The 23,004-nt window shown below is 68.8% G+C and carries 25 protein-coding genes; 20 read left to right on the top strand and 5 right to left on the bottom strand.

Annotated features, from left to right (window positions below):
* The first annotated feature begins 120 nt into the window (after positions 1-120).
* From HRV97_RS13705 to HRV97_RS13695, 3 genes are all read left to right on the top strand, one after another.
* Positions 121-1,251 carry a site-specific DNA-methyltransferase gene (locus HRV97_RS13705; RefSeq protein WP_281356822.1) on the top strand — a complete coding sequence of 377 codons (1,131 nt, stop codon included), beginning with the start codon at positions 121-123 and terminating at the stop codon, positions 1,249-1,251.
* 10 nt (positions 1,252-1,261) lie between these two features.
* Entirely contained in the window at positions 1,262-2,308 is a 1,047-nt protein-coding gene (folP, locus tag HRV97_RS13700; protein ID WP_174194847.1) for a dihydropteroate synthase, read from the top strand.
* 123 nt (positions 2,309-2,431) lie between these two features.
* Positions 2,432-3,316 (top strand): bestrophin family protein, encoded by an 885-nt coding sequence (locus tag HRV97_RS13695; protein WP_174194846.1) that lies wholly within the window; start codon positions 2,432-2,434, stop codon positions 3,314-3,316.
* Positions 3,317-3,328: 12 nt separating this feature from the next.
* Here the strand turns inward: HRV97_RS13695 and HRV97_RS13690 are convergent, their stop codons facing one another.
* Together HRV97_RS13690 and HRV97_RS13685 are read right to left on the bottom strand one after the other, a co-directional pair.
* Entirely contained in the window at positions 3,329-4,069 is a 741-nt protein-coding gene (locus HRV97_RS13690) for an SDR family NAD(P)-dependent oxidoreductase (RefSeq protein WP_174194845.1), read from the bottom strand.
* Between the two features lie 30 nt (positions 4,070-4,099).
* The gene (locus HRV97_RS13685; protein ID WP_174194844.1) at positions 4,100-5,518 is read right to left on the bottom strand and encodes a sigma-54-dependent transcriptional regulator; all 1,419 of its coding nucleotides are present in this window, start codon (positions 5,516-5,518) and stop codon (positions 4,100-4,102) included.
* 165 nt (positions 5,519-5,683) lie between these two features.
* Here HRV97_RS13685 and HRV97_RS13680 point away from each other — a divergent pair, with 165 nt between their 5' ends.
* The 6 genes from HRV97_RS13680 (at position 5,684) to HRV97_RS13655 (ending at position 10,237) form a co-directional block, all read left to right on the top strand.
* Positions 5,684-5,809: an aa3-type cytochrome c oxidase subunit IV gene (locus HRV97_RS13680; RefSeq protein WP_246248741.1), complete on the top strand. Its 126-nt coding sequence runs from the start codon at positions 5,684-5,686 to the stop codon at positions 5,807-5,809.
* Positions 5,810-5,813: 4 nt separating this feature from the next.
* A complete protein-coding gene (locus tag HRV97_RS13675) occupies positions 5,814-6,935 on the top strand; it encodes an NAD(P) transhydrogenase subunit alpha (protein WP_174194843.1) in 1,122 nt (373 codons plus the stop codon).
* 98 nt (positions 6,936-7,033) lie between these two features.
* Positions 7,034-7,396, top strand: a complete 363-nt coding sequence (locus tag HRV97_RS13670) for an endonuclease domain-containing protein (RefSeq protein ID WP_174194842.1) — start codon at positions 7,034-7,036, stop codon at positions 7,394-7,396.
* Positions 7,397-7,696, top strand: coding sequence for an NAD(P) transhydrogenase subunit alpha part 2 (locus HRV97_RS13665; protein WP_174194841.1), 300 nt, complete (start codon positions 7,397-7,399; stop codon positions 7,694-7,696).
* Positions 7,697-7,752: 56 nt separating this feature from the next.
* Positions 7,753-9,249, top strand: a complete 1,497-nt coding sequence (locus tag HRV97_RS13660; protein ID WP_174194840.1) for an NAD(P)(+) transhydrogenase (Re/Si-specific) subunit beta — start codon at positions 7,753-7,755, stop codon at positions 9,247-9,249.
* A gap of 73 nt (positions 9,250-9,322) precedes the next feature.
* Positions 9,323-10,237: a helix-turn-helix domain-containing protein gene (locus tag HRV97_RS13655; protein ID WP_174194839.1), complete on the top strand. Its 915-nt coding sequence runs from the start codon at positions 9,323-9,325 to the stop codon at positions 10,235-10,237.
* 141 nt (positions 10,238-10,378) lie between these two features.
* On the opposite strand, the gene HRV97_RS13650 is transcribed toward HRV97_RS13655, so the two are convergent.
* Both HRV97_RS13650 and HRV97_RS13645 read right to left on the bottom strand, forming a co-directional pair.
* Positions 10,379-11,167, bottom strand: coding sequence for an SDR family oxidoreductase (locus HRV97_RS13650; protein WP_174194838.1), 789 nt, complete (start codon positions 11,165-11,167; stop codon positions 10,379-10,381).
* 132 nt (positions 11,168-11,299) lie between these two features.
* Complete coding sequence (locus HRV97_RS13645) at positions 11,300-12,445, bottom strand: acyl-CoA dehydrogenase family protein (protein WP_174194837.1); 1,146 nt, start codon at positions 12,443-12,445, stop codon at positions 11,300-11,302.
* Positions 12,446-12,614: 169 nt separating this feature from the next.
* On the opposite strand from HRV97_RS13645, the gene HRV97_RS13640 reads away from it, so the two are divergent.
* The 3 genes from HRV97_RS13640 to HRV97_RS13630 all read left to right on the top strand — a co-directional run bounded on the left by HRV97_RS13640 (position 12,615) and on the right by HRV97_RS13630 (position 15,706).
* Positions 12,615-13,442: an SDR family NAD(P)-dependent oxidoreductase gene (locus tag HRV97_RS13640; RefSeq protein WP_174194836.1), complete on the top strand. Its 828-nt coding sequence runs from the start codon at positions 12,615-12,617 to the stop codon at positions 13,440-13,442.
* The gene (locus tag HRV97_RS13635) at positions 13,439-14,980 is read left to right on the top strand and encodes an MFS transporter (RefSeq protein ID WP_343044515.1); all 1,542 of its coding nucleotides are present in this window, start codon (positions 13,439-13,441) and stop codon (positions 14,978-14,980) included. Before HRV97_RS13640 ends, HRV97_RS13635 begins: the two co-directional genes overlap by 4 nt.
* Positions 14,981-15,196: 216 nt before the next feature.
* Complete coding sequence (locus HRV97_RS13630; RefSeq protein WP_174194835.1) at positions 15,197-15,706, top strand: CHAP domain-containing protein; 510 nt, start codon at positions 15,197-15,199, stop codon at positions 15,704-15,706.
* Between the two features lie 151 nt (positions 15,707-15,857).
* On the opposite strand, the gene msrB is transcribed toward HRV97_RS13630, so the two are convergent.
* On the bottom strand, positions 15,858-16,355 hold the full coding sequence (gene msrB / locus HRV97_RS13625) for a peptide-methionine (R)-S-oxide reductase MsrB (RefSeq protein ID WP_174194834.1): 498 nt from the start codon (positions 16,353-16,355) through the stop codon (positions 15,858-15,860).
* Between the two features lie 92 nt (positions 16,356-16,447).
* On the opposite strand from msrB, the gene HRV97_RS13620 reads away from it, so the two are divergent.
* The 8 genes from HRV97_RS13620 (at position 16,448) to HRV97_RS13585 (ending at position 22,999) form a co-directional block, all read left to right on the top strand.
* Positions 16,448-17,710, top strand: coding sequence for a glutamate-5-semialdehyde dehydrogenase (locus HRV97_RS13620; protein WP_174194833.1), 1,263 nt, complete (start codon positions 16,448-16,450; stop codon positions 17,708-17,710).
* Between the two features lie 22 nt (positions 17,711-17,732).
* Positions 17,733-18,368, top strand: coding sequence for a nicotinate-nucleotide adenylyltransferase (locus HRV97_RS13615; RefSeq protein WP_174194832.1), 636 nt, complete (start codon positions 17,733-17,735; stop codon positions 18,366-18,368).
* A 91-nt stretch (positions 18,369-18,459) separates the two neighbouring features.
* Complete coding sequence (gene rsfS / locus HRV97_RS13610; protein ID WP_425505786.1) at positions 18,460-18,888, top strand: ribosome silencing factor; 429 nt, start codon at positions 18,460-18,462, stop codon at positions 18,886-18,888.
* 1 nt (position 18,889) lies between these two features.
* Entirely contained in the window at positions 18,890-19,312 is a 423-nt protein-coding gene (locus HRV97_RS13605) for a 23S rRNA (pseudouridine(1915)-N(3))-methyltransferase RlmH (protein WP_174194979.1), read from the top strand.
* Between the two features lie 4 nt (positions 19,313-19,316).
* Positions 19,317-20,459, top strand: a complete 1,143-nt coding sequence (locus HRV97_RS13600; RefSeq protein WP_174194830.1) for a murein hydrolase activator EnvC family protein — start codon at positions 19,317-19,319, stop codon at positions 20,457-20,459.
* Between the two features lie 130 nt (positions 20,460-20,589).
* A complete protein-coding gene (locus tag HRV97_RS13595; protein ID WP_174194829.1) occupies positions 20,590-21,978 on the top strand; it encodes a S41 family peptidase in 1,389 nt (462 codons plus the stop codon).
* On the top strand, positions 21,975-22,469 hold the full coding sequence (locus HRV97_RS13590; protein ID WP_174194828.1) for a disulfide bond formation protein B: 495 nt from the start codon (positions 21,975-21,977) through the stop codon (positions 22,467-22,469). The genes HRV97_RS13595 and HRV97_RS13590 overlap by 4 nt, the downstream gene beginning before the upstream one ends.
* Positions 22,466-22,999, top strand: coding sequence for a demethoxyubiquinone hydroxylase family protein (locus HRV97_RS13585; RefSeq protein ID WP_174194827.1), 534 nt, complete (start codon positions 22,466-22,468; stop codon positions 22,997-22,999). Before HRV97_RS13590 ends, HRV97_RS13585 begins: the two co-directional genes overlap by 4 nt.
* Positions 23,000-23,004 lie beyond the last annotated feature (5 nt).

Below are 23,004 nucleotides of genomic sequence, written 5' to 3'. Positions count from 1 at the left end.
TGCCCGCGCGTGCCGCTCGATCCGCCGCCGCGCGGACTCGGCTCACGGCATCGTGGACGAACGACGCTTGACGGACTCGCGCTTTCCCGCACGGTAGGGGTCGTTCAAGGGGGCTGTTCGATGGGTGTGTTAACGAAGGTCGCGCGGGCCAAGCGCGCGGTCGCCACGGAGGAGTCGCCGCTCCCGCTCGGCCAGATCGTGATGGGCGATTGCGTCGCCGCGATGCGCGCGCTGCCCGCCAAATCGGTCGACATGATCTTCGCCGATCCGCCCTATAACCTCCAGCTCGGCGGCGACCTCAACCGTCCCGACGGCAGCCACGTCGACGCGGTCACCGACGAGTGGGACAAGTTCGACAGCTTCGCCTCCTACGACGCCTTCACCCGCGCCTGGCTGGCCGAGGCACGCCGCATCCTCAAGGACGACGGCACGCTCTGGGTGATCGGCAGCTACCACAACATCTTCCGCGTCGGCGCGGCGGTGCAGGATCTCGGCTATTGGATCCTCAACGACATCGTCTGGCGCAAGGCCAATCCGATGCCCAACTTCCGCGGCACGCGCTTCACCAACGCGCACGAGACGCTGATCTGGGCGTCGAAGGGTGAGAAGGCGAAATACACCTTCAACTACCGCAGCATGAAGACCCTGAACGACGAGCTCCAGATGCGCTCCGACTGGGAGTTCCCGATCTGCGGCGGGCAGGAACGGTTGAAGAAGGGCGGGGTCAAGGTCCACCCAACACAGAAGCCCGAGGCATTGCTCTACCGCATCCTGCTCGCCAGCACGAAGCCCGGCGACGTCGTGCTCGACCCGTTCTTCGGCACCGGCACGACGGGCGCGGTCGCGAAACGGCTCGGCCGCCGCTGGATCGGGATCGAGCGCGAGCTCGGCTACGTCGATGCCGCGATGGAGCGGATCGCCGCCGCGCTGCCGCTCGACGAATCCGCGCTCGCGACGATGCAGAGCCCGCGCAGCGCACCCAAGGTCGCGTTCGGCGTGCTGGTCGAGAACGGCTTTCTCACCCCCGGCACAATGCTCTTCGACGCGAAGCGTCGCTTCACCGCCACCGTCCGCGCCGACGGCAGCCTGTTGTCGGCGTGCGGCGCCAGCGGATCGATCCACAAGCTCGGCTCCGCCTTGCAGAACGCACCCGCCTGCAACGGCTGGACCTTCTGGCATCAGGAGGTCGAGGGCGCGCTGCGCCCGATCGACGCCGTGCGCCAAACCTATCTGCTCGCGACACAGCCGTAAGAGGGCACTCATGCACCTACGGCCGGTCCAGTTCGTCGACACCCCCGCCGCGCACGTCGACGGCGCGGCGGCGCGGCTCGCGGGCGGGATGCAATGGTTCGCCGCCTATGAGGTGCTGGACGTCGGGCGCCGCTACACCGTGCCTGTCACCGAGGTTACCGGCTTGGGCGCGCGTGCCGCGACGCTCCACGCGCGCATCACCGCACCCCGCCCTGCGTGGCAGCTCGGGCCCCGCACGCTGCGTTTCGATCAGCCCCAGGTCGCCGGCATCCTCAACGTCACGCCCGACAGCTTCTCCGACGGCCGTGCGACCCATGACGACCCAGCCGCGGCGGCCGCCGCCGGCGTCGCCATGGCCGCCGCGGGTGCCGCGCTGGTCGATGTCGGCGGCGAGTCGACCCGCCCCGGCGCTGCATTGGTGTGGGAAGAGGACGAAGCCCGCCGCGTAACCCCGGTGGTCGAGCGCCTGTTCGCCGCCGGCGTTCTCGTCTCGGTCGACACGCGCAAGGCAGGCGTCATGGACGCCGCGCTCGCCGCCGGCGCAGGCATCGTCAACGACGTCGCCGCGCTGCTGTGGGACGACCGCGCACTGCCCGTCGTCGCACGTAGCGGCGCACCCGTCATCCTGATGCACTCGCCTGATCCCAAGAGCGGCCCGCACGGCGGCACCGGCTATGCCAACGTCGTGACGGAGGTGTTCGACTGGCTCGAAGCGCGCGTCGACGCGGTGGTTGCGGGCGGCGTCGACCGCGCGCGCATCATGGTCGATCCCGGCATCGGTTTCGGCAAATCGCTCACCGACAATCTCGCGCTCCTGAACAACCTCGCGATCTTCCACGGCCTCGGCTGTCCCATCATGCTCGGCGCCAGCCGCAAGCGGCTGATCGGCGCGCTGTCGAACGAGGCACCGGTCGCCGAACGGCTCGGCGGCTCGGTCGCGCTCGCGCTCAAGGGGGCCGAGGCGGGAGTGCAAGTAATGCGCGTTCACGACGTGGTGGAGACGGTGCAGGCTCTGCGCGTGTGGCGCGGGCTGCGCGACCGCGCACTGGTCGGCTGAACTTGGCTCAGGCGTTGCGGCTTCGTTGACCGGAGCCGTTCAGGCCGTTTCAATGCGTTTCCGCTTGATCCAAGTTGCACGAACCATGCATCCGTTCGGCGTGATGATGGTTACAGGCGCGTCATGATCGTCACCTCCGTACCCCGCGCCAAGCAGATCTTCTTCGAGGTCTGGAAGCCTCTCACCGTCCTGTTCGTCTGGGACGTGATCGTCACGATCATCTACATGCGCTTTCCGTTCCGCGCGCCGTCGCTGCCGTTGACGCTGTTCGGCTCGGTGCTCGCGCTGTTTCTCGGGTTCCGCGTCAACTCGGCCTACGACCGCTGGTGGGAAGCGCGGACGCTCTGGGGTGCAATGATCAACGCGTCGCGCAACATCGCCCGCGCCGCGCGCAACTTCCTGCCCGAGCCGGAAGCGCGCGACATGGTCCGCACGATCGTGTTGCGCCAGATCGCCTACGTCAACGCGCTGCGCTGCCAACTCCGCAAGCAGAAGGTCGACGACGAGGTGCTGAAATACCTCTCGGCCGACGAAGCACATCCCTCGCTGGAGCGCACCAACGTCGCCAACGGCCTGCTCGACGGCACCGGCCGCCGGATCGAGATTGCGCGCCGAAACGGCTGGATCGACACCATCCAGCAGACGCAGATGGAGGCGGTGCTGGTCGACATCGCCAACGCGCAGGGCGGCATGGAGCGGATCAAGAACACGCCGCTGCCCAACCAATATCGCTTTCTGCCGACGCTGTTCACGCATATATTCTCGGTGCTGTTGCCGATCGGCCTGGTCGAAACGCTCGGCTACGCGACCCCGCTCGGCTCCACGGTCGCCAGCCTCATGTTCCTGGCGGTGCTCGCGATCGGTGAGGATCTGGTCGATCCGTTCGCCAACACCGTCCACGACGTGCCGCTGACCGGCATGTGCCGCACGATCGAGATCGACCTGCTGCAATCGATCGGCGACAAGGCGCCCGACCCGATGCAACCGGTCAAGGGCGTGCTGTGGTGAACGTGTCCGCGGCTACAGCGTGTAGCCGCCGTCGCAGACCAACGTCGCGCCGGTAATCAGCGCCGCGGCGTCGGACAGCAGGAACGCCACCTGCGCTGCAATCTCCTCCGGCTTGGCGTAGCGCCCCAGCGGCGTCGCCATCGCTGCCAGCTCCGCGAACGCCGCATCGCGCCCGATCTCGGCGGCGCGGCTCGCGAACATCGGCACCGTGTCCCACACCGGTGTCTCGACGCCTGCGGGCGCGACCGCGTTGACGCGGATGCGATCCGCCGCGCCTTCCTTTGCCGCCACCTTGACCAGGTGGAGCAGCGCCGCCTTTGACGCTCCATAGGCGGCGACGCCCACCTCCGGCTTGATCCCCGCCGCCGAACTCGTCGCCACGATCGCGCCGCCCGTGTCCTTCATCGCGCGCATCGCCGCGCGCAAGGTCAGGAACGCGCCGTCGAGATTGATCGAGATGATACGCTGCCACTCGGACAGCGACATGTCCGCGATCGCGCCCGCTCCTGCCACGCCCGCATTCACCACCGCCGCGTCGATCCCGGCGAGCAGCGGTGCCAGATCGTCCCACAATGCCGCGTCGCGCACGTCGCCGATCACGCGGTCGACCGAGACCGGCAGTTCGACCCGCGACAGCGCATCGGCGTCGCGGTCGACCAGCACCAGCCGCTCCGCACCCTGCACCGCCAGATGCTGCGCGCACGCGAGCCCGATGCCCGAGCCTGCGCCGGTGATAAGGATATGTCGCGCCATGCCGCCAGCCTAGCAGCCGCGGCCCGCGGCTCAAGCCGCGCTGTCGATCCCCAATTCGCTCAGCTTGCGGTACAAGGTCGACCGCCCGATGCCCAACCGCCGCGCGACCTCGGTCATTCGCCCGCGATAGTGACCGATCGCCAGCCGGATCACGTCGGCCTCGATCTGCTCCAACGGGCGCAGATTGCCGTCGGCCAGGAACAAGGTCACCCCACCCGACTGCGTCATCGGCGCCGCGGCGCCGCGCGTCGGCCGTCCGCGCTGCTGCGCGATCTGCGGGAAGTCGGCGCGGGTCAGCGCGTCGCCCTCGCACAGCACCGCGGCGCGGAACAACGCGTCCTGCAACTGCCGGACGTTCCCCGGCCAGCTGTAATCGACCAGCAGTGCCAGCGCCTCGTCGGTGATCCCCAGTTCGCGCAATCCCGGCTGGCTCGCGATCCGCGCCAGCAGGTGGCGCGACAATGCCGGAATGTCGCCGGCGCGCGCGCGCAACGGCGGGATCGCCACCTGCACCGCGTTCAACCGGTAGAACAGGTCCTCGCGCATCCGTTCGCCTTCGACCTCTTCGGCCAAATTCTTGTCGCTCGCCGCGATGACGCGCACGTCGACGTCGCGCGGGTGGCGCGCGCCGATCGGCTGAACCTCGCCGGTTTCCAGCACGCGCAGCAGTTTCGCCTGCGCGTCGAGCGGGATCGCATCGACGTGATCGAGGAACACGGTGCCGCCGTCTGCTTCGACCAGGCGGCCGATCTTGCGCTCGAACGCGCCGGTGAACGCGCCTTTCTCGTGCCCGAACAGCTCGCTCTCGATCTGGTTGGCGGGCAGCGCGCCGCAGTCGATCGTCACCATCTGCGTGCGCGCGCGCGGGGAGGCATTGTGGATCGCCTCCGCCACCACTTCCTTGCCGACGCCCGGCTCGCCCTCGATCAGCACGCAGACGCGCGCGCGCGCGGCCTTGGCCGCGATCGCCAGCGCGGCGCGGAACTCGGGCGCGGAGCCGACGATCTCGTCGAAGCCGAGCAGCGCCGGGATCTTCTCGGTCAACGGGCGCAACTCGCCCGCCGCACTGCCGGCCACCGCCGCCTCCAGCGCCTGGAGCAAGCGTTCGGGTGCCAACGGCTTGACCAGGAAATCGGTCGCGCCCGCGCGCATCGCCGACACCGCGTGCGCGACCGATCCGTTCGCGGTCAGCATCAGGATCGGCAGCGACGGGCGATTGGCGCGCAGCTCGGCGATCAGCTTGGCCGCGGCGGCGTGGTCCGACCAATGATCGAGCAGGATCGCGTCTAGCTGCATCCCCTCGTGCGTGCCCAGCATCGCCAGCGCCATCTCGCCGTCGTTGGCGAACAGCGTGCGCCACCCGCCGCGCGCGGCGAGCGCCGCCACCAGCCGCCGCTGCGCCGGTTCCTCGTCGATCAGCATCAGCAACCGTTGTCCGTTGCGCGTCATTCCGGCGTCCCACATCGATTCACCGGCCTGTAAATAGCGTAATGGAGTAAAGCCGAGCTTAAACCGTCCCAACGAAGGACATGCCGTTCGTCGCATATCGGCCGTTGCCAGCGCGGCCACGCGTGCATAGGGTCGCACCCGAAACGACGAAACGAGAGGACCATCATGGAGGGCCAACCATCGCAGTTGAAGGCGCACGTCTCCACCTACGATCGCGTGATCGCGATGATGAAGTGGGGATCGGTCGCGGTCGCCATCATCGCTTTCTTCGTCATCTGGCTGATCGCCTGACGCGATGAAGATCGCTGTCCTGGCAGAGGGGGCGGACGGCGAGCGACGCGTGGCGGCGACACCGGAGACGGTGAAGAAGTTCGCGCAGCTCGGGGCCGAGGTCGCGGTTGAGGCGGGGGCGGGTGCCCGGGCCTCTTATTTCGACGCCGATTACGCCGCCGCCGGCGCGCAGGTCGGCGATCGCACCGCCACCGTCGCGGGTGCCGACATCCTGCTCGGCGTACAGGGTCCCAACGTCGCCACCATCGCGGGCGCGGCGCCCGGTGCGTGGATCGTCGCCGGGCTCAACCCCTTCGGCGAGCGCGCGCGGGTCGAGAGCTACGCCGATGCGGGGTTCGAGGCACTGGCGATGGAGTTCATGCCGCGCATCACGCGCGCGCAATCGATGGACATATTGTCGTCGCAGTCGAACCTGGCCGGCTACAAGGCGGTGCTCGACGCCGCCGCCGAATATGGCCGCGCCTTTCCGATGATGATGACCGCAGCCGGCACCGTCAGCGCGGCCAAGGTGTTCGTGATGGGCGTCGGCGTCGCCGGGCTGCAGGCGATCGCCACCGCCCGCCGGCTGGGCGCGCAGGTGTCGGCGACCGACGTCCGCTCCGCCACGCGCGAGCAGATCCAGTCGCTCGGCGCCAAGCCGATCTTCGTCGAGAACGTGAAAGGCATCGAGGGCGAGGGCAGCGGCGGCTACGCCGGCGAGATGAGCCCCGAATACCAGGCCGCGCAGGCCGAGCTCGTGTCGGCGCATATTGCGAAACAGGACATCGTCATCACCACCGCGCTGATCCCCGGCCGACCCGCGCCGCGCCTCGTCAGCGACGCGCAGCTCGCCACCATGCGGCCCGGCAGCGTGCTGGTCGACTTGGCGGTCGAACAAGGCGGCAACGTTGAGGGCGCGGTTGCGGGTGAGGTGGTGACGCGTCACGGCGTCAGGATCATCGGCCACCGCAACGTCGCCAGCCGCCTCGCCACCGACGCCTCGGCCCTGTTCGCGCGCAACCTGTACAATTTCCTGTCGACCTTCTGGGACAAGGAACAGGGTCGCCCGGTGCTCGATGATGAGATCGGCGACGCGGTCCGGCTGACCCGCGGCGGCCAGATCGTCAACGCAAGGCTGTCAGCGTGACCCCCAATCCTCCCCATGCCCCGCATGGGGAGGGGGACCGTGCGCAGCACGGTGGAGGGGCATCGCCCGTCCGCCAGGCGCGAGAACTGCGCCGATCAATGAGCCTTCCCGAAGTGCTGCTGTGGCAGCGCCTGCGCCGCCGCAGCGCCGGCGTGAAATTCCGCCGCCAGCACCCGTTCGCCGGATACGTTCTCGACTTCTACTGTCCCGCGTTCCGATTGGCCGTCGAGGTAGACGGCGAGGCGCATGATCGTGGCGACCGCCCGTTGCGGGACGCACGTCGCGACGCCGTCTTGCAGGCGAATGGCCTCACCATCCTGCGCATTGCCGCCGCCGACGTGCTGCGTGATCCAGACGCGGTCGCAGACGCCGTCGCGCGCACCGCATCGCCCCTCCACCGCCCTGCGGGCGGTCCCCCTCCCCATGCCTGGCATGGGGAGGATCTAGCCGGAGCTGCTTGAATGGACTTCGTCGCGATCCTGTCGATCTTCGTGCTGGCGTGTTTCGTCGGCTATTACGTCGTCTGGTCGGTCACCCCCGCGCTACACACGCCGTTGATGGCGGTGACCAACGCGATTTCCTCGGTAATCATCGTCGGCGCGCTGATCGCCAGCGCGGCGGTGGGCAGCACCGGATCGAAGTGGCTCGGGCTGCTCGGCGTCGTGCTCGCCAGCATCAACATCTTCGGCGGCTTCGCGGTCACCAGCCGGATGCTCGCCATGTACAAGAAGAAGGAGCGGCCCGCAGCCGCCAAGCACTGACGCGGCACCGTCCGCGCACGCGGGCAGAGTGACGAAATAATCGGGGGAGCAATCAAGTGGAACAGGTCGCGGTCAATCCCTGGGTGGCGCTCGCCTACCTCGTCTCGGGCGTGTGCTTCATCCTGGCGCTGCGCGGCTTATCCAGCCCGACGACCAGCCAGCAGGGTAACCGCTACGGCATGATCGGCATGGGGCTGGCGGTGGTCACGACGCTGGTCACCCACATTCCCACCGTGTCGCTGATCGTCGAGACCGACGATTACGCCGCGATTCTGTCGCGCGTCGACAAGTCCGCGGTGTTCGAGATACTCGCGGCGATCGGCGTTGGCGCGGCGATCGGCATCATCACCGCACGCCGGATCGCGATGACCGCAATGCCGCAGCTCGTCGCTGCCTTCCACTCACTCGTCGGCATGGCAGCGGTACTGGTCGCGGTCGCCGCCTATCTCAACCCGGTCGCCTTCGGCATCGCCGACGTCGTTACCCCGCTGATCGGCCAGCCGTTCGCGGCGATCCACCCGGTCAGCCGGATCGAGATGATCCTCGGCGTCGCGATCGGCGCCATCACCTTTTCCGGCTCGGTGATCGCGTTCCTCAAGCTCAACGGCAACATGGGCGGCGCGCCGATCCTCTTGCCTGCGCGTCACCCGATCGACCTCGGTATCGGGTTGATGATCGCCTTCTTCGCTTTCGGTTTTTGGCACACGCAGTCGCCGTTCGACTTCTGGATCGTGGTGCTGCTGTCCTTCGCGATCGGCTTCCTGCTGATCGTGCCGATCGGCGGCGCGGACATGCCGGTCGTCGTCTCGATGCTCAACAGCTACTCGGGTTGGGCGGCGGCGGCGATGGGCTTCACGCTTCACAACACCGCGATGATCATCACCGGTGCGCTGGTGGGCAGCTCGGGCGCGATCCTGTCCTACATCATGTGCCGCGCGATGAACCGCAGCTTCATCAGCGTCATTGCCGGTGGCTTCGGCACCACCGCCGACGCAGGGGGCGCGAGCGGTGCCAAGGTCGACCGCCCATGGAAACGCGGCTCGGCCGAGGACGCCGCCTTCCTCATGAGCCAGGCCGAACAGGTCATCATCGTCCCCGGCTACGGCATGGCGGTCGCGCAGGCGCAGCACGCGCTGCGTGAGATGGGCGACAAGCTCAAGGAACACGGCGTCCGCGTCAAATACGCCATACATCCGGTCGCGGGCCGCATGCCCGGTCACATGAACGTCCTGCTCGCCGAAGCAAACGTGCCCTATGACGAAGTGTTCGAGTTGGAGGACATCAACTCCGAATTTGCGCAGACCGATGTCGCCTTCGTCATCGGCGCGAACGACGTGACCAACCCGGCGGCCAAGACCGACAAGACCTCGCCGATCTACGGCATGCCCGTGCTCGATGTCGAGCGCGCGAAAACGGTGCTGTTCATCAAGCGCAGCATGGGCGGCGTCGGCTATGCCGGCGTCGACAACGACGTCTTCTACCGCGACAACACGATGATGCTGCTCGCCGATGCCAAGAAGATGGTCGAAGAGATCGTTAAGTCACTTGATTAATCAACAAAGATAGTAAGTATCACTGATGCAAGTTGGCTCGTGGGGGCACGGACAACGGCGGGAGTGATGGCTGGTGGCGACCTATCAGGCTGAATATGGCGCGATCATGCGCGAACGCTTCACCGCAATGCTGCTGGGCGCACGCAACGACGATGCGGCGCAGCTGGTCGCGGCGCTCGGCGGCAGGGTGGAGCAGGCCGGGTCAGGTGCCGCGCTGCCCGACACGCTTGAGCATTTCACCGGCAAGCTGGTGGTCGTTTGCGACGTGGCTGACTCGGCCGCGCTCGATCGGCTCGAACAGGTGGAAGCGCTGGCGGCGCAGCGTGCCTGGCCGCTGATCGTCTCGTCGGATGCCGCATCGATCGACGCCGTCGCCGCGATCTGCACTGGTTCGACGCTCTATCACCTGTGCGATCCGACCGAGGCCGACTGGCTGAGCGCGCTCTTGGAGGCGAGCTCCTTCGACGATGCGCTGCACGATCGCAGCGTGCGGGAGAGTGAATCCGCGCGTCTCGCCCGCCTCAACGCCGAGGTGGCGCGCATCGCCGAGGTCGTGGCGCGGCTCAGCAATCGCAGCACCACCGAAGCGCGCCAGCCTCGGGAGCAGGCGCTGCGCTACGCGCCACCGGCGATCGACTTTCAGGTCACCGCCGCGCAGGTGCGCGAGGTGATCCGCGCGCGCCGCCTGCGCGACCGCTTCTTCGAGGGCGGATTGTTCGAGGACCCGGCCTGGGACATGCTGCTCGACCTGCTCGCCGCGCAGCTCGAACGCGCGCAGGTATCGGTGTCGAGCCTGTGCATCGCCGCCGCGGTTCCGCCGACCACCGCGCTGCGCTGGATCACCAAGCTGACCGACGCCGGCCTGATCGAACGCGAGGCCGACCCGTTCGACAAGCGCCGCGCCTATCTCAAACTCTCCCCCACCGCCGCCGGCGCGATGCAGCGCTACGTCGCCGCGGTACGCGAGGCGAACCTGCCGTTTGTGTGAGTTAGTGTGGGAGGGCCTCCAACTGTTTTAACTTATCGTCATCCCGGACTTGATCCGGGATCCCGCTGCCTTTTCCTACCTGACGGATAAGCGGGTCCCCGGATCAAGTCCGGGGCGGCCTGAAAGTCAAACCCCACCCATTCACGGCTCGATCGACGTCCCCACGCTCGCGTTGACGACACCGCCATCAACCGCGATCGTATCACCGATCACGTAATCGCCCGCGCGGCTGGCGAGGAAGATCGCGGTGCCCGCCATGTCTTCCTCCACACCGATCCGCTGCGCCGGGATACGCTTCGCGACCTCATTACCGTGGTCGCGCGCGGCGCGGTTCATCTCGCTCGCGAACGCGCCCGGCGCGATCGACGTGACGTTGATCGCGTCCTTGACCAATTCCGCCGCCATCCGCTTGGTCAGGTAGATCAGCGCCGACTTGGACGCGTGATAGCTGTACGTGTCCCACGGATTGAGCCGTAGCCCGTCGATCGAGGTGATGTTGATCACCTTGGCCGGCTGCTCGCGCCGCGCGGCGGCTTTCAGCAGCGGGTGAAGCGCCTGCGTCAGGAAGAACGGCGACTTGACGTTCAGGTCCATCACCTTGTCCCAGCCGCTCTCGGGAAACTCGGTGAACGGCGCCCCCCAGGCGGCACCCGCATTGTTGACCAATATGTCGAGCCGCTCCTCGCGCTCGGCGAGCTTCGCCGCCAGCGCGCGGCAGCCCTCCACGCTCGACACGTCGGCGGGCAGGCTGATGCAGCGCTCGCCCAGTTCCGCCGCGGTCTCGTCGCACGCCGGCGCCTTGCGGCTCGACACGTACACGGTCGCCCCCTGCGCGATGAAGCCCGCGGCGATCATCTTGCCGATCCCGCGGCTACCCCCGGTCACCAGCGCGACGCGCCCGTCCAACCGGAACAGCTTGCTCGTATCCATATGCCTCTCCCTCTCCCCACCGGGGAGAGGGCCGGGGTGAGGGGAGGCCCCACCCGCTATCCTCTCCCGTGTAATGCTGCTCAGCCGCCGCGCTTCCCCAGGCGGCTCAGCCGTCGCGCTTCCCCAGGCGGCTCAGCCGCCGCGCTTCATCGTCTCGCGCGCGATGATGATCTGCTGGATCTGGCTCGTGCCCTCGTAGATGCGGAACAGTCGCACATCGCGGTACAGCCGCTCGATGCCGTAATCGGCGATATAGCCCGCCCCGCCGTAGATCTGCACCGCGCGGTCGGCGACGCGGCCGACCATCTCCGAGGCGAAATACTTCGCCGCCGCGCTCTCCATCACCACGTCGGTACCGGCATCTTTGGCCGCGGCGGTCTGGAGCACCAGCGCGCGCGCGGCGAGCGCCTCGGTCTTGCTGTCGGCGATCATCGCCTGGATCAACTGGTGGTCGGCCAGCGGCTTGCCGAACTGGCGGCGCTCGGCGGTGTAGGCGACGCAATCGGCGATCAACCGCTCCGCCACGCCGACGCACACCGCGCTGATGTGCAGCCGCCCACGATCGAGCACGCGCATCGCGATCTTGAAGCCTTCGCCCTCCGCGCCCAGCCGATTGGCGACCGGTACCGCGACATCGTCGAAGTTGACGTCCGCGACCTTGGCGCCCTTCTGTCCCATCTTCTTTTCCGGCTCGCCGATCGTCACCCCGGCGAGCGCCTTGGGCACCAGGAACGCCGACACGCCGCGCGCACCCGGCTCGTCGCCGGTCCGCGCCATGACGGTGAACAGGTCCGCCTTATCGGCATTGGTGATGTAGCGCTTGGTACCCGACAGCCGGTAGACGTCGCCGTCGCGCACCGCACGCGTCTTCACCGCTCCCGAATCCGATCCAACATCAGGCTCGGTCAGCGCGAAGCTGGTGACGATCTCGCCGCTCGCGATCCGCGGCAGCCACTCGCGCTTCTGCTCGGGCGTCCCCGCCATGACGAGCCCCTGGCTGCCGATCCCGACATTGGTGCCGAAGGTCGACCGGAACGCAGGCGTGGTACGCCCCATCTCGATCGCGACCTTGGCTTCCTCCAGCATGTTCAGCCCGAGCCCGCCATATTCCTCCGCGATCGACAGGCCGAACAGTCCCATCTCGCGCATCTCCTGCACCACCGCGTCGGGGATCGCGTCGTTCGCCTCCACCTCGCCCTCCAGCGGGCGTAGCCGGTCGGCGACGAAGCGGCGCAGATGGTCGATCAGCGCGTCGAAGGTTTCGGTGTCGAGAGCCATGTCCTGCCCAATTCGGTGAAGCCGTGTCACGCTCTATCGCGCCGTGCCAGCGGAGACAAGCGCGCCAAACCCGACATTCGAACGGCGATGGATTGACGCCGCAATACCCCATACTATGATGCTGAAAACACCGGCTCATGATGGAAGAGACCGGAGAACAGGAGAGCGGATGCGGCTTGCAGGTAAGCGCGCGGTCGTGACGGGTGGTGCATCGGGCATCGGCCGCGCGACCGCCATTCGACTGGTCGAGGAAGGCGCCGAGGTATGGATCGGCGACATCGACGCGACCGCCGGCGAGGAACTGGCCGCGGCCTCGAACGGACGCATCCAATTCCAACACACCGACGTCACCAGTGCGGAGGCGATCGCCGCGCTGCTTCAGACCGCTGATGACGCCGGCGGGCTCGACATCCTGTTCAACAACGCAGGCGCCGGCGGCGCGCGCGAGAAGATCGACGAGATCGCGCCCGACGACTGGGACCGGACGCAGACGCTGCTGCTCCGCTCGGTAGCGCTCGGCATCCGCTACGCCGCGCCATTAATGGCACGCCGTGGCGGCGGCGCGATCGTCAACACCTCCAGCGTGTCGGCACTCGGCTCCGGCTACGCGCCGATCGCCTACTCGACCGCCAAGGCGGGCGTGCTGCATCTGACCAAGCTCGCCGCCGCCGACCTTGCCGCGCACGACATCCGCGTCAACGCGGTGATCCCCGGCTTCATCACCACCAACATCTTCACCCGTCACCTCGACGTACCCGAGGACAAGCGCGCGCAGGCCAATCAGGCGATCGCCGGGATGGCGGCGCACGCGCAGCCGGTGAAGCGTGCCGGTCGGCCAGAGGATATCGCCGCCGCGGTGGCGTACCTCGCCAGCGACGACGCCGCCTTCGTCACCGGCACGTCGATCGTCGTCGACGGTGGTCTCACGATCGGCACGCGCGCGAGCTGGGACGCGACGCAGCCGTCGCTCTTCTCCGCGCTCGAAGCGTTCCAGTGAGCGTCGCGGCCGGCGCCGATCCCGCGGGCACCACCCGCAGCAGCGCACCGCCCGGCACCGCACCCCAGAGCACCGCACCCCAAAGCACCGCACCGAAACCGCGCCGGCTCTCGCCAGGCGCAATGGCGAGCTACGGCGTCGGTGCCGCCGCTTACGGCGTAAAGGACTCAGGCTTCGGCACCTTCCTGCTGCTGTTCTACAATCAGGTCGTCGGCGTTCCCGCGGCGACGGTCGGGCTCGTCATCATGGCGGCGCTGATCATCGACGCCTTCGTCGATCCCACCGTCGGCTTCTTCTCCGACCGCACGCGCACGCGCTGGGGCAGGCGCCACCCGTGGATGTACGGTGCCGCGCTGCCGATCATGCTCGGCTGGATCATGCTGTGGAACCCGCCGCAGGCGTCGGAGCAGGTCATTCTCGGCTGGCTGTTCGCGGTCGCAGTGCTCGTCCGCTCCGCAGTCAGCGCGTACGAAGTGCCGAGCCAGGCGCTCGCCGCCGAACTGTCGGGCGATTACGACGAGCGCACGCGGATCATGGCCTATCGCTACCTGTTCGGCTGGGCGGGCGGCCTGCTGATGCTGGTCGGCGCCTATGTCTGGTTCCTGGCCCCCACGTCCGATTACCCCAACGGTCTGCTCAACCGCGCCGGCTATAGCGGCTTCGCGCTCGCCGGCGCGCTGTTCATGGGCGTCACGATCCTTACCTCCGCGCTCGGCACGCACAAGGAGATCCCGAACCTTCCCAAGCCGCCCGCGGTGCGCCAGTCGCTCGGCGACAATTTCCGCGAGATGCGCCAGACGGTGAAGAACCGTGCGTTCGCGATCCTGATGCTCGCCGGGCTGTTCGCCTATACGTCGCAGGGGATCAGCTACGCGATGACCAACTATCTCTACACCTATGTGTGGGGCTTTTGCGGTTTCAACTTCGTGTGGCTCAGCATCTCGCTGTTCGGCGGCGTCGCGATCGCCTTCGTGGCGGCACCGCGGATCGGCGCGGCGGGCAGCAAGCCGCGCGGCGCGGCGGCGGCGGCGCTGCTCGGCATGGTGATCGGCACCTCGCCCTACTGGCTGCGGCTCGCCGGCCTGTTTCCGGCGGTCGGCTCTGCGATCGCGCTGCCGCTGCTGTTCGGGATCGCCGCCGCCGGCACCGCGTGCGGGGTCACCGCCTACATCCTGGGCGCCTCGATGCTCGCCGACGTGGTGGAGGATTCGGAGGTCACCACCGGTCGCCGGTCGGAGGGCGTGTTCTTCTCCGGCGGTTTCTTTATCCAGAAATGCACCAGCGGCATCGGTATCTTCCTCGGCGGGCTGATCCTGACCGCCGCGCACTTCCCGGCGAAGGCAGTGCCGGGGCAGGTGCCCGTCGCCGTGCTCGATCGGCTGACGCTGATCTACGCCGGCTGCTACGCATTGCTCGCCTGCCTCGCCGCCTTCTTCTACGCGCGCTTCCCGTTCGGCCGCGCCGAGCACGCGCTGCGCATGGAACGGTTGACCGGCACGGCAGTGATCGACCCGGCCTCGCCCGCGCCGACCGTCTGACGTCAGGAAAAAAGGGCAGTGTTTCTGTGCTGTTGACGACGTGAAACCCGGTTCGTCGCCGCCGTTACTCACTTCGTCCTAAATGGTTCCGCGGACGTTTGTTGTTTTCCGCACCCCCGGCTAGCAGCCGTTCAACACTTCCATCTGACCGGGGGGTCACCCGTGAATTTGAAGACTTTGGCAGCGCGTTTTGCGCTGGTGGTTTCGTGCACCCTGATGACGGCGGTTCCCGCCTCGGCCAAGTATCTGCAGTGCGTGCCCTTCGCGCGCGAGGTGTCGGGCATCGACATCCGCGGCAACGCCAACACCTGGTGGGGTCAGGCCGCCGGCCGCTACGACCGCGGTACGTCTCCGGCGATCGGCGCGGTGATGGCGTTCAAGGCGACGTCGCGGATGCGCGTCGGCCACGTCGCGATGGTCAGCCGCATCGTCAACGACCGCGAAGTGCTGCTCACCCACGCCAATTGGTCGCGCCGCGGCGGGATCGAGCGCGACGTGCGCGCGATCGACGTGTCGCCTGCCGGCGACTGGAGCCAGGTTCGCGTCTGGTTCGCCGCCAATCACGACCTCGGCACCTCGGTGAACCCGGTGCAGGGCTTCATCTACGCGCACGGCGCGCGCGCTGCCGAGCCGGCCGCACCCGAGCCGACGCTGCCGACCATGACGATCGCTACCAACGCGCCGGTTTCGGTTGCGGCTGGCGTCCAGCTCGCCTCGGCGAACTGAACCCAAACACCGTAAACCTGAAAAGACGAGCACAGGCCTAACCGGTTACCTCGTCGTCATCCCGGACGTGATCCGGGATCCCGCTACCTTCTCCTACCGTGACGAGAAAGCGGGACCCTGGATCAAGTCCGGGGCGACCAGAGAACGCGCATCACGCAGCGCGAAACGTCATCGCGACCCCGTTCATGCAGTAGCGCAGGCCGGTCGGCTTCGGCCCATCGTCGAACACGTGGCCCAGATGCCCGCCGCAGCGCGGGCAATGCACCTCGGTCCGCGCCATCCCCAGTGTCGAGTCGCGCCGCGTCGCCACCGCCTTGGGCAGCGGCGCCCAGAAGCTCGGCCAGCCGGTCCCGCTCTCGAACTTCGTCTTGCTAGAGAACAACGGCCGCGCACATCCCTTGCACGCGAACACGCCCGCGCGGTGCTCGTTGTTGAGCGGGCTGGAGAACGGCCGCTCGGTGCCTTCCTCACGCAGCACCTGATAAGCCGCCGGTCCAAGCTGAGCCCGCCACTGCGCATCGCTCTTGGTCAGCGGGAAATGCTCCGCCGCCGCAGCCGATCGCGCGCCGCACGCCATCAGCGTGGTGGCCGCGGCACCCATGCCGGCAAGAGTCAGGAAATGGCGGCGATCGAGCGGTTGGCGTGTCATAACATGGATGTAAGCGCGCGCCCGCCGCACGCCAGAGGGGCACCGCAGCACATCAGTGCGACGCGCGCCAAATCATGCTAGCTGGCGGCGTGATGCTCGATCCCGACGCTTCCTCGACCCTGATCGCGCGCATGGGCGCGCTCGCGCGTACGGCCGCCGCAACGCTGGCGATCAGCCCGGACGCGCAGCGCGCCGCCGCTTTGTCGCAGGCCGCCGAAGCGATCCGGGCGGCGCGCGACACGATCCTCGCCGCCAACGCCGCCGATGTCGCGCGCGCGCAGGCGGCCGGGCTCTCGGGCGCGATGCTCGACCGGTTGCGGCTCGACGATGCGCGGGTCGCGGGCATCGCCGCCGGTGTCGCGGCGGTTGCCGCGCTCCCCGATCCGCTGGGCCGGGTGATCGACGCCAGCACGCGTCCCAACGGCCTCGCGCTCAGCCGCGTGCGCGTGCCGATCGGCGTGATCGGCATCGTGTACGAGAGCCGCCCCAACGTCACCGCCGACGCCGCCGCCTTGTGCGTCCGCGCCGGCAACGCGGTGATCCTGCGCGGCGGATCGGAAGCGATCGAGAGCAACCGCGCGATCCACGCCGCGATGGTCGATGGGCTCGCCGCCGCCGGACTGCCGGCCGACGCGGTGCAGCTGGTGCCGACCACCGACCGTGCGGCGGTCGGCGCGATGCTCGCGGCCGACGGCCTGATCGACCTTATCATTCCCCGCGGCGGCAAAAGCCTGGTCGCGCGCGTCCAGGCCGAGGCGCGCGTCCCCGTTCTCGCGCACCTCGACGGCATCAACCACGTCTACGTCCACGCCTCCGCCGACGCCGAGATGGCGCGCGCGATCGTGCTCGACGCCAAGATGCGCCGCACCGGTATCTGCGGCGCGATGGAGACGCTCTTGATCGACCGCGACTTCGCCGATCCCGTCATGCTGGTAGAGGCATTGCAGCACGCGGGTTGCGAGGTTCGCGGCGATCCGGTGGAAGCATCGATCGGCGAGATCGTGAAGCCCGCCGACCCCACCGATTGGGACACCGAATATCTCGACGCGATCTGCTCGGTCGCGCTGGTCGACGGCGTCGACGCGGCACTCGCGCACGTCGCGCGCCACGGCTCGGGACACACCGACGCGATCGTCGCGGCCGACGAAGGCGTTGCCGAGCATTTCCTCGCGCGCTGCGACAGCGCGATCGTGCTGTGGAACGCGTCCACGCAATTCGCCGACGGCGGCGAATTCGGCCTGGGCGCGGAGATCGGCATCGCCACCGGCCGCCTTCACGCGCGCGGCCCCGTCGCGCTCGAAGGGTTGACCACCTACAAATGGATCGGCCGCGGCACCGGGCAGGTCCGCGGTTGAGCGTCTATTCGGCGCCCCGCACGTGACCCGCCGCATCGGCCTGCTCGGCGGCTCGTTCAACCCGGCGCACTCCGGCCACCGCCGCATCTCGCTCGCCGCGATCGACGCGCTCGCGCTCGACGAATTGTGGTGGCTCGTCTCGCCCGGCAACCCGCTGAAGCCCCGCGCCGGCATGGCGCCGCTCGCCGCGCGGCTCGCCTCGGCGCGGCTGATGGCGCGGCGCAGCCGTATCCGCGCGACCGACATCGAGACGCGGCTCGGCACTCGCTACACCGTCGACACGCTACGCAAGATCACGCGCCGCTTTCCGCGCGACCGCTTCGTCTGGATCATGGGCGCGGACAATCTCGCGCAATTCGGCGCCTGGCACCGCTGGCGCGACATCGCGCGCACGATGCCGATTGCGGTTGTCGCGCGTCCGGGATATGACGGGCGCGCTGCCGCGGCCCCCGCGATGGCGTGGCTCAGGCGCTACGGACACCCGCCGCGCTTGGCCAGCAACTGGACCGACTGGAGTGTGCCGGCACTGGTGCTGCTGCGTTTCCGCCCGGACCCGACTTCCGCGACGCTCAGGCGCGCCGCCGATCCCCGCTGGCATGAACGTTTCATGCCTGGCAAAAACGTGGCACCAACGGTTCGTGCCTCCCATATCACCTGAACCGGCAAATTGAGGAGCAACCTTGCCCGCCACCCCCGTTCCTGCGTCCAACCTCGCGACCCGGTCGCCCGACCCCGATCATGTCGAGGCGCTGCACCGGATCGTCATACAGTCGCTCGACGACGATCAGGCCGTTGACACGATTTCGATCCCGCTCGCGGGCAAGTCCTCGATCGCCGATTACATGGTGATCGCCTCGGGCCGCTCGACGCGTCAGGTCGCCTCGATGGCCGCCAAGCTGGCCGAGAAGGTCAAGCGCGAAATCGGACGTTCCGCGCGCATCGAAGGGCTGCCGACCGCCGACTGGGTGTTGATCGACGCCGGCGACGTGATCGTTCACCTGTTCCGTCCCGAGGTGCGCACCTTCTACAATTTGGAACGCATGTGGTCGTTCGGCGACGCGCCCGCCGCGCCAGCGGAGGGTAGTTCTGCCGCGCCAGCGCAGGAAAGCCCCGCTGCGCCAGCGACAGATCATGCTGCCGCTTCCGCGCAGGACGCGCCCGCACCGGGGAACGCCTGACCTGCTGCTCCACATCGTCGCGCGCGGCCGAATCGGCCGCTCGCCCGAGGCCGAACTGGTCGAGCGCTACCTGAAACGGATCGCCTGGCCGACCCGCGTGACCGAGCTGCCCGACACCGGCGGCCGCGAGCCTGACCGCGTGGCCCACAGCCGCCGCATCCTGCTCGACGAGAAGGGCGAGGTGCTCGCCTCCACTGCCTTTGCCGCACGATTGGGGCGCTGGCGCGACGATGGCGTGCGTGAGGCTCGCTTCCTCATCGGCGCGGCGGACGGCTTCAACGACGCCGACCGTGCGGAGGCCGACCTGCTCGTCTCGTTCGGCCGCGCCACCTGGCCGCACCTGCTCGCGCGCGCGATGCTCGCCGAACAATTGTTTCGCGCCACCAGCATCCTCGCCAACCACCCCTATCACCGCGAAGGCTAGCGCATTGCGTCGCCTCGCCTCCGCGCTCGCCGCGCTGGCGCTGACCGGCGGGCTGCTCGGCGTCGTCGCGCAGGCGACCGCCGCGCCCGAGCTTGCCACGACCGCCGCGCTGCGCACCGCGCAAGCCAATCGCGCCGCCGCACAGACCCGCGCCGCGCAGCTCGACCGCGCCGCCGCCGCCTCGGGCAATCCCACCCGTCGCGCGCGGTTGCGTGAGGCGGCGATCCAGGCACGCGTCGAACTCGCCGAGGCGGAGATCGCGATCGCCGCGATCCGCGCCGCCGCCACCGACCGCGCGCTCGACACGCAGCGCCGCGACCTCGCCGCACAGCAAGGCCCGGTGGCGCGGCTGCTCGCCGGCCTCGCCTCGCTCGCGCGCCGTCCCGCCGCGGTCGCGGTCGTCCAGCCGGGCAGCCTCGACGACCTCGTCCACGTCCGCGCGGTGCTCGGCAGCACGCTGCCGGTCGTGCGCGCGCGCACCGCCGCGATCCGCGACGATCTCGCGCGCACCCGCGCGCTCCACGCCAGCGCCGCCGCGGCGCAAGGGCAACTCGGGGCAGGGCGCACGCAATTGCTCGCCGCGCGCCGCGCGCTCGCGACCTTGCGCGACGAGCCGCTCGACGCCGGCACCGCGTCCGAGCGGGCACTCGCGCTCGGGGAGCGCGCGCGCGACATCGTCGATCGGTTGCGCAACGTCGGCGACGCGCAGGGTACGCTCGCCAGCCTCGCCGCGCTGCCCGGCCCACCGATCGCCGCCGTTGTCGCCCAGGCGCGCGCGCCCTACCGCCTGCCGGTTGCAGGGCGGCTCGTCACCGGTTTCGGCGAGCTGTCCGAGAATGGCGTGCGCGCACGCGGCCTGACCTTCGCGGTCGCCCCCGCCGCGCGCGTCGTCGCGCCCGCCGCCGGGCGCATCGTCTACGCGCAAGCATTCCGCGGCTTCGGCTCCATCGCCATCATCGACCACGGCGAAGGCTGGGTCACGCTGCTGACCGGCCTGTCCACGCTGGCGGTCGCGCGCGATCAGCAGGTCGCGGCCGGCACGCCGATCGGCGCGGCCGCGTCCGCGGGGGCAGGGGGTGAGGCGCCCCAGGTCACCGTCGAGCTGCGCCGCCGCGGCCGCCCGGTCGACATCACGCTGCTGATCTGATCCGCGCACTTTCACCTGCTCGCTCGGCCCCGATACTCAGCTGCCGTTCAGCCCCGTCCTGCTTTGATACGACCCGGCTTTTCCGCTACACGGCAGAGCCTTCGCCCTCGAGGATCAAGCGCCCACCCGCATGAAGTCGAAACTGCTCCAGGCCACCGCCCTCGTCGCCACGGTCGCGCTCGTGCCCGTCGCCACCGGCGCGATGGCCGCCGCCGACACCAGCACCTACCGCGAACTCGACAAGTTCCTCGACGTCTACAACCGCGTCAAAGGCGATTACGTCGACAAGGTCACCGACGAGCAATTGGTGAAGGGCGCGATCGACGGCATGCTCGCCGCGCTCGACCCGCATTCCAGCTACGTCGACGCGTCCGACTTCGACAATCTCCGCATCATGACCGAGGGCAATTACGGCGGCCTCGGCCTCACCGTTTCGATGGAGGACGGCGCGGTCAAGGTCGTGTCCCCGCAGGAGGACACGCCCGCGGGCCGCGCCGGCGTCAAATCGGGCGACTACATCACCCACATCAACGGCAAACTGATCTACGGCGGCACGCTCGACGAGGCGACGTCGCAGATGCGCGGGAAGCCCGGATCGAAGGTCACGCTGACGCTGATCCGCCCCGGCCGTGACAAGCCGATCGACGTCACGCTGGTGCGCGAAGTGATCGTCCAGCGCCCGGTCAAATGGGAGGTGAAGGGTGACGTCGGCTACATCAACATCAACACCTTCTCCGAGAACACCGGCGCCGACACGCGCGCGGCGATTCTAGGGATCGACAAGGCGCTCGGGCACAAGCCGCTCGGCTATGTCGTCGACCTGCGCGAGAATGGCGGCGGTCTGCTGACGCAGGCGATCGCGGTATCCGACGCCTTCCTCGACCACGGTGAGATCGTCTCGCAGCGCGGCCGCGACAAGGCTGATATCGAACGCTATTTCGCCAAGCCCGGCGACGATGCCAAGGGTCTGCCGATCGTCGTCCTGACCGATTCGGGCACTGCATCCGCCAGCGAGATCGTCGCCGGCGCGCTCCAGGACCATCACCGGGGCCTCGTGATGGGTGAGAAGACCTTCGGCAAGGGCTCCGTCCAGACGCTGCTGCCGCTGGGGCCGCGCACCGCGCTGCGCCTCACCACCGCGCGCTACTTCACGCCCTCGGGGCGGAGCGTGCAGGAAGGCGGAATCGAGCCCGACATCCGCGTGCCGCAGCTGTCCGATCCCGATTACAAGACGCGTCCCGTCTTCCGTGAGGCCGATCTGCGCCGCCACCTGATCAACGAGATCAAGTCGCCCGACAATGCGGTGCTGGAGGAGGATACCAAGGACGATCCGCGCTTCACCGCGACCCCGGCCAGCCTCGAGAAGCAGGGGATCAAGGATTTCCAGCTCTGGTACGCGCTGAAAACCGTCGCGCGGCTCGGCGGCGCGACCCAAGTGGCGGCAGTCACCGCCTCGATGGCGAAGCCCGCTGCGCCCGGCACCACACCGACGCGCGCACCCGGAACGCCGCGCAAGTGACCGCGATCCTGAACGCCTCGCAACGCCGCGCCCGCGCGCTCGCGTTCCTCGTTCCCGCCGCATTGCTGGCGGGCGCGTGGGCGTTCCAGCTGCTCGGCCACCTCTACCCGTGCGAGATGTGCCATTGGCAGCGCTGGCCGCATTACGGCGCGCTCGCACTCGCCGCGCTGTCGTTCGTCGCGGGCGGCGCGCGCACCCGCGCGACGTTGGTCGCTGGCGCCGCCGCGCTGATCGCGGTGTCCGGGCTGATCGGCTTCTTCCACGCCGGCGTCGAATATCACTGGTGGCAGGGTATCACCGCCTGCACCATGACGGTCAGCGGCGGTGGCCGATCAACCGACGCGATGTTGAAGGATCTGCTCGCCGCCCCCATCGTACGCTGTGACGCCGCGCAGTGGACATTGTTCGGCGTCTCGCTCGCGGGATGGAATGCCGCGGTGTCGCTCATCGGGGCGGCAATGATCGGATGGCTGCTCAGGAGGCGTGCATGACGTGGAAACCAGGGGACCGCCCGGCCAAGAGCGAGTCGATGATCCGTGTCGATCAGGCGGGCGAGTTCGGCGCGACGCGCATCTACGCCGGCCAGCTCGCGGTGATGGGCCACCGCAGCCCGCTCGCGCGCGAGATCGCGGGCATGGCCTTGCAGGAGGAGAAGCACCGCGCCTTCTTCGACCGCATGATCGCGGAGCGCGGCGTGCGCCCGACCCTGCTCGCGCCGTTCTGGGATGCGGCGGGCTTCGCGCTCGGCGCGGTCACCGCCGCGATCGGCCCCAACGCCGCGATGGCGTGCACCGCCGCGGTCGAGACCGAGATCGACAAGCATTACGAGGATCAGCTGAAAGAACTCGGTGACAGCGATCCCGAGCTGTCCGACGCGATCCGCGAGTTCCAGGCCGAGGAGCTCGAACACCGCGACACCGCGCTCGCGCACGGCGCGGAGCAGGCGTTCGGTTACCCGATCATGTCCGCCGCGATCCGGCTCGGCTGCCGCGTCGCGATCGCCGCGGCCAAGCGTATCTGAGGAAG

It is taken from the genome of Sphingomonas hominis, from assembly GCF_013328205.1.
Classification (GTDB): Bacteria; Pseudomonadota; Alphaproteobacteria; order Sphingomonadales; family Sphingomonadaceae; genus Sphingomonas; species Sphingomonas hominis.
Note: the sequence above shows the minus strand (reverse complement) of the source record. Positions and strands in the feature narration are given on the sequence as shown.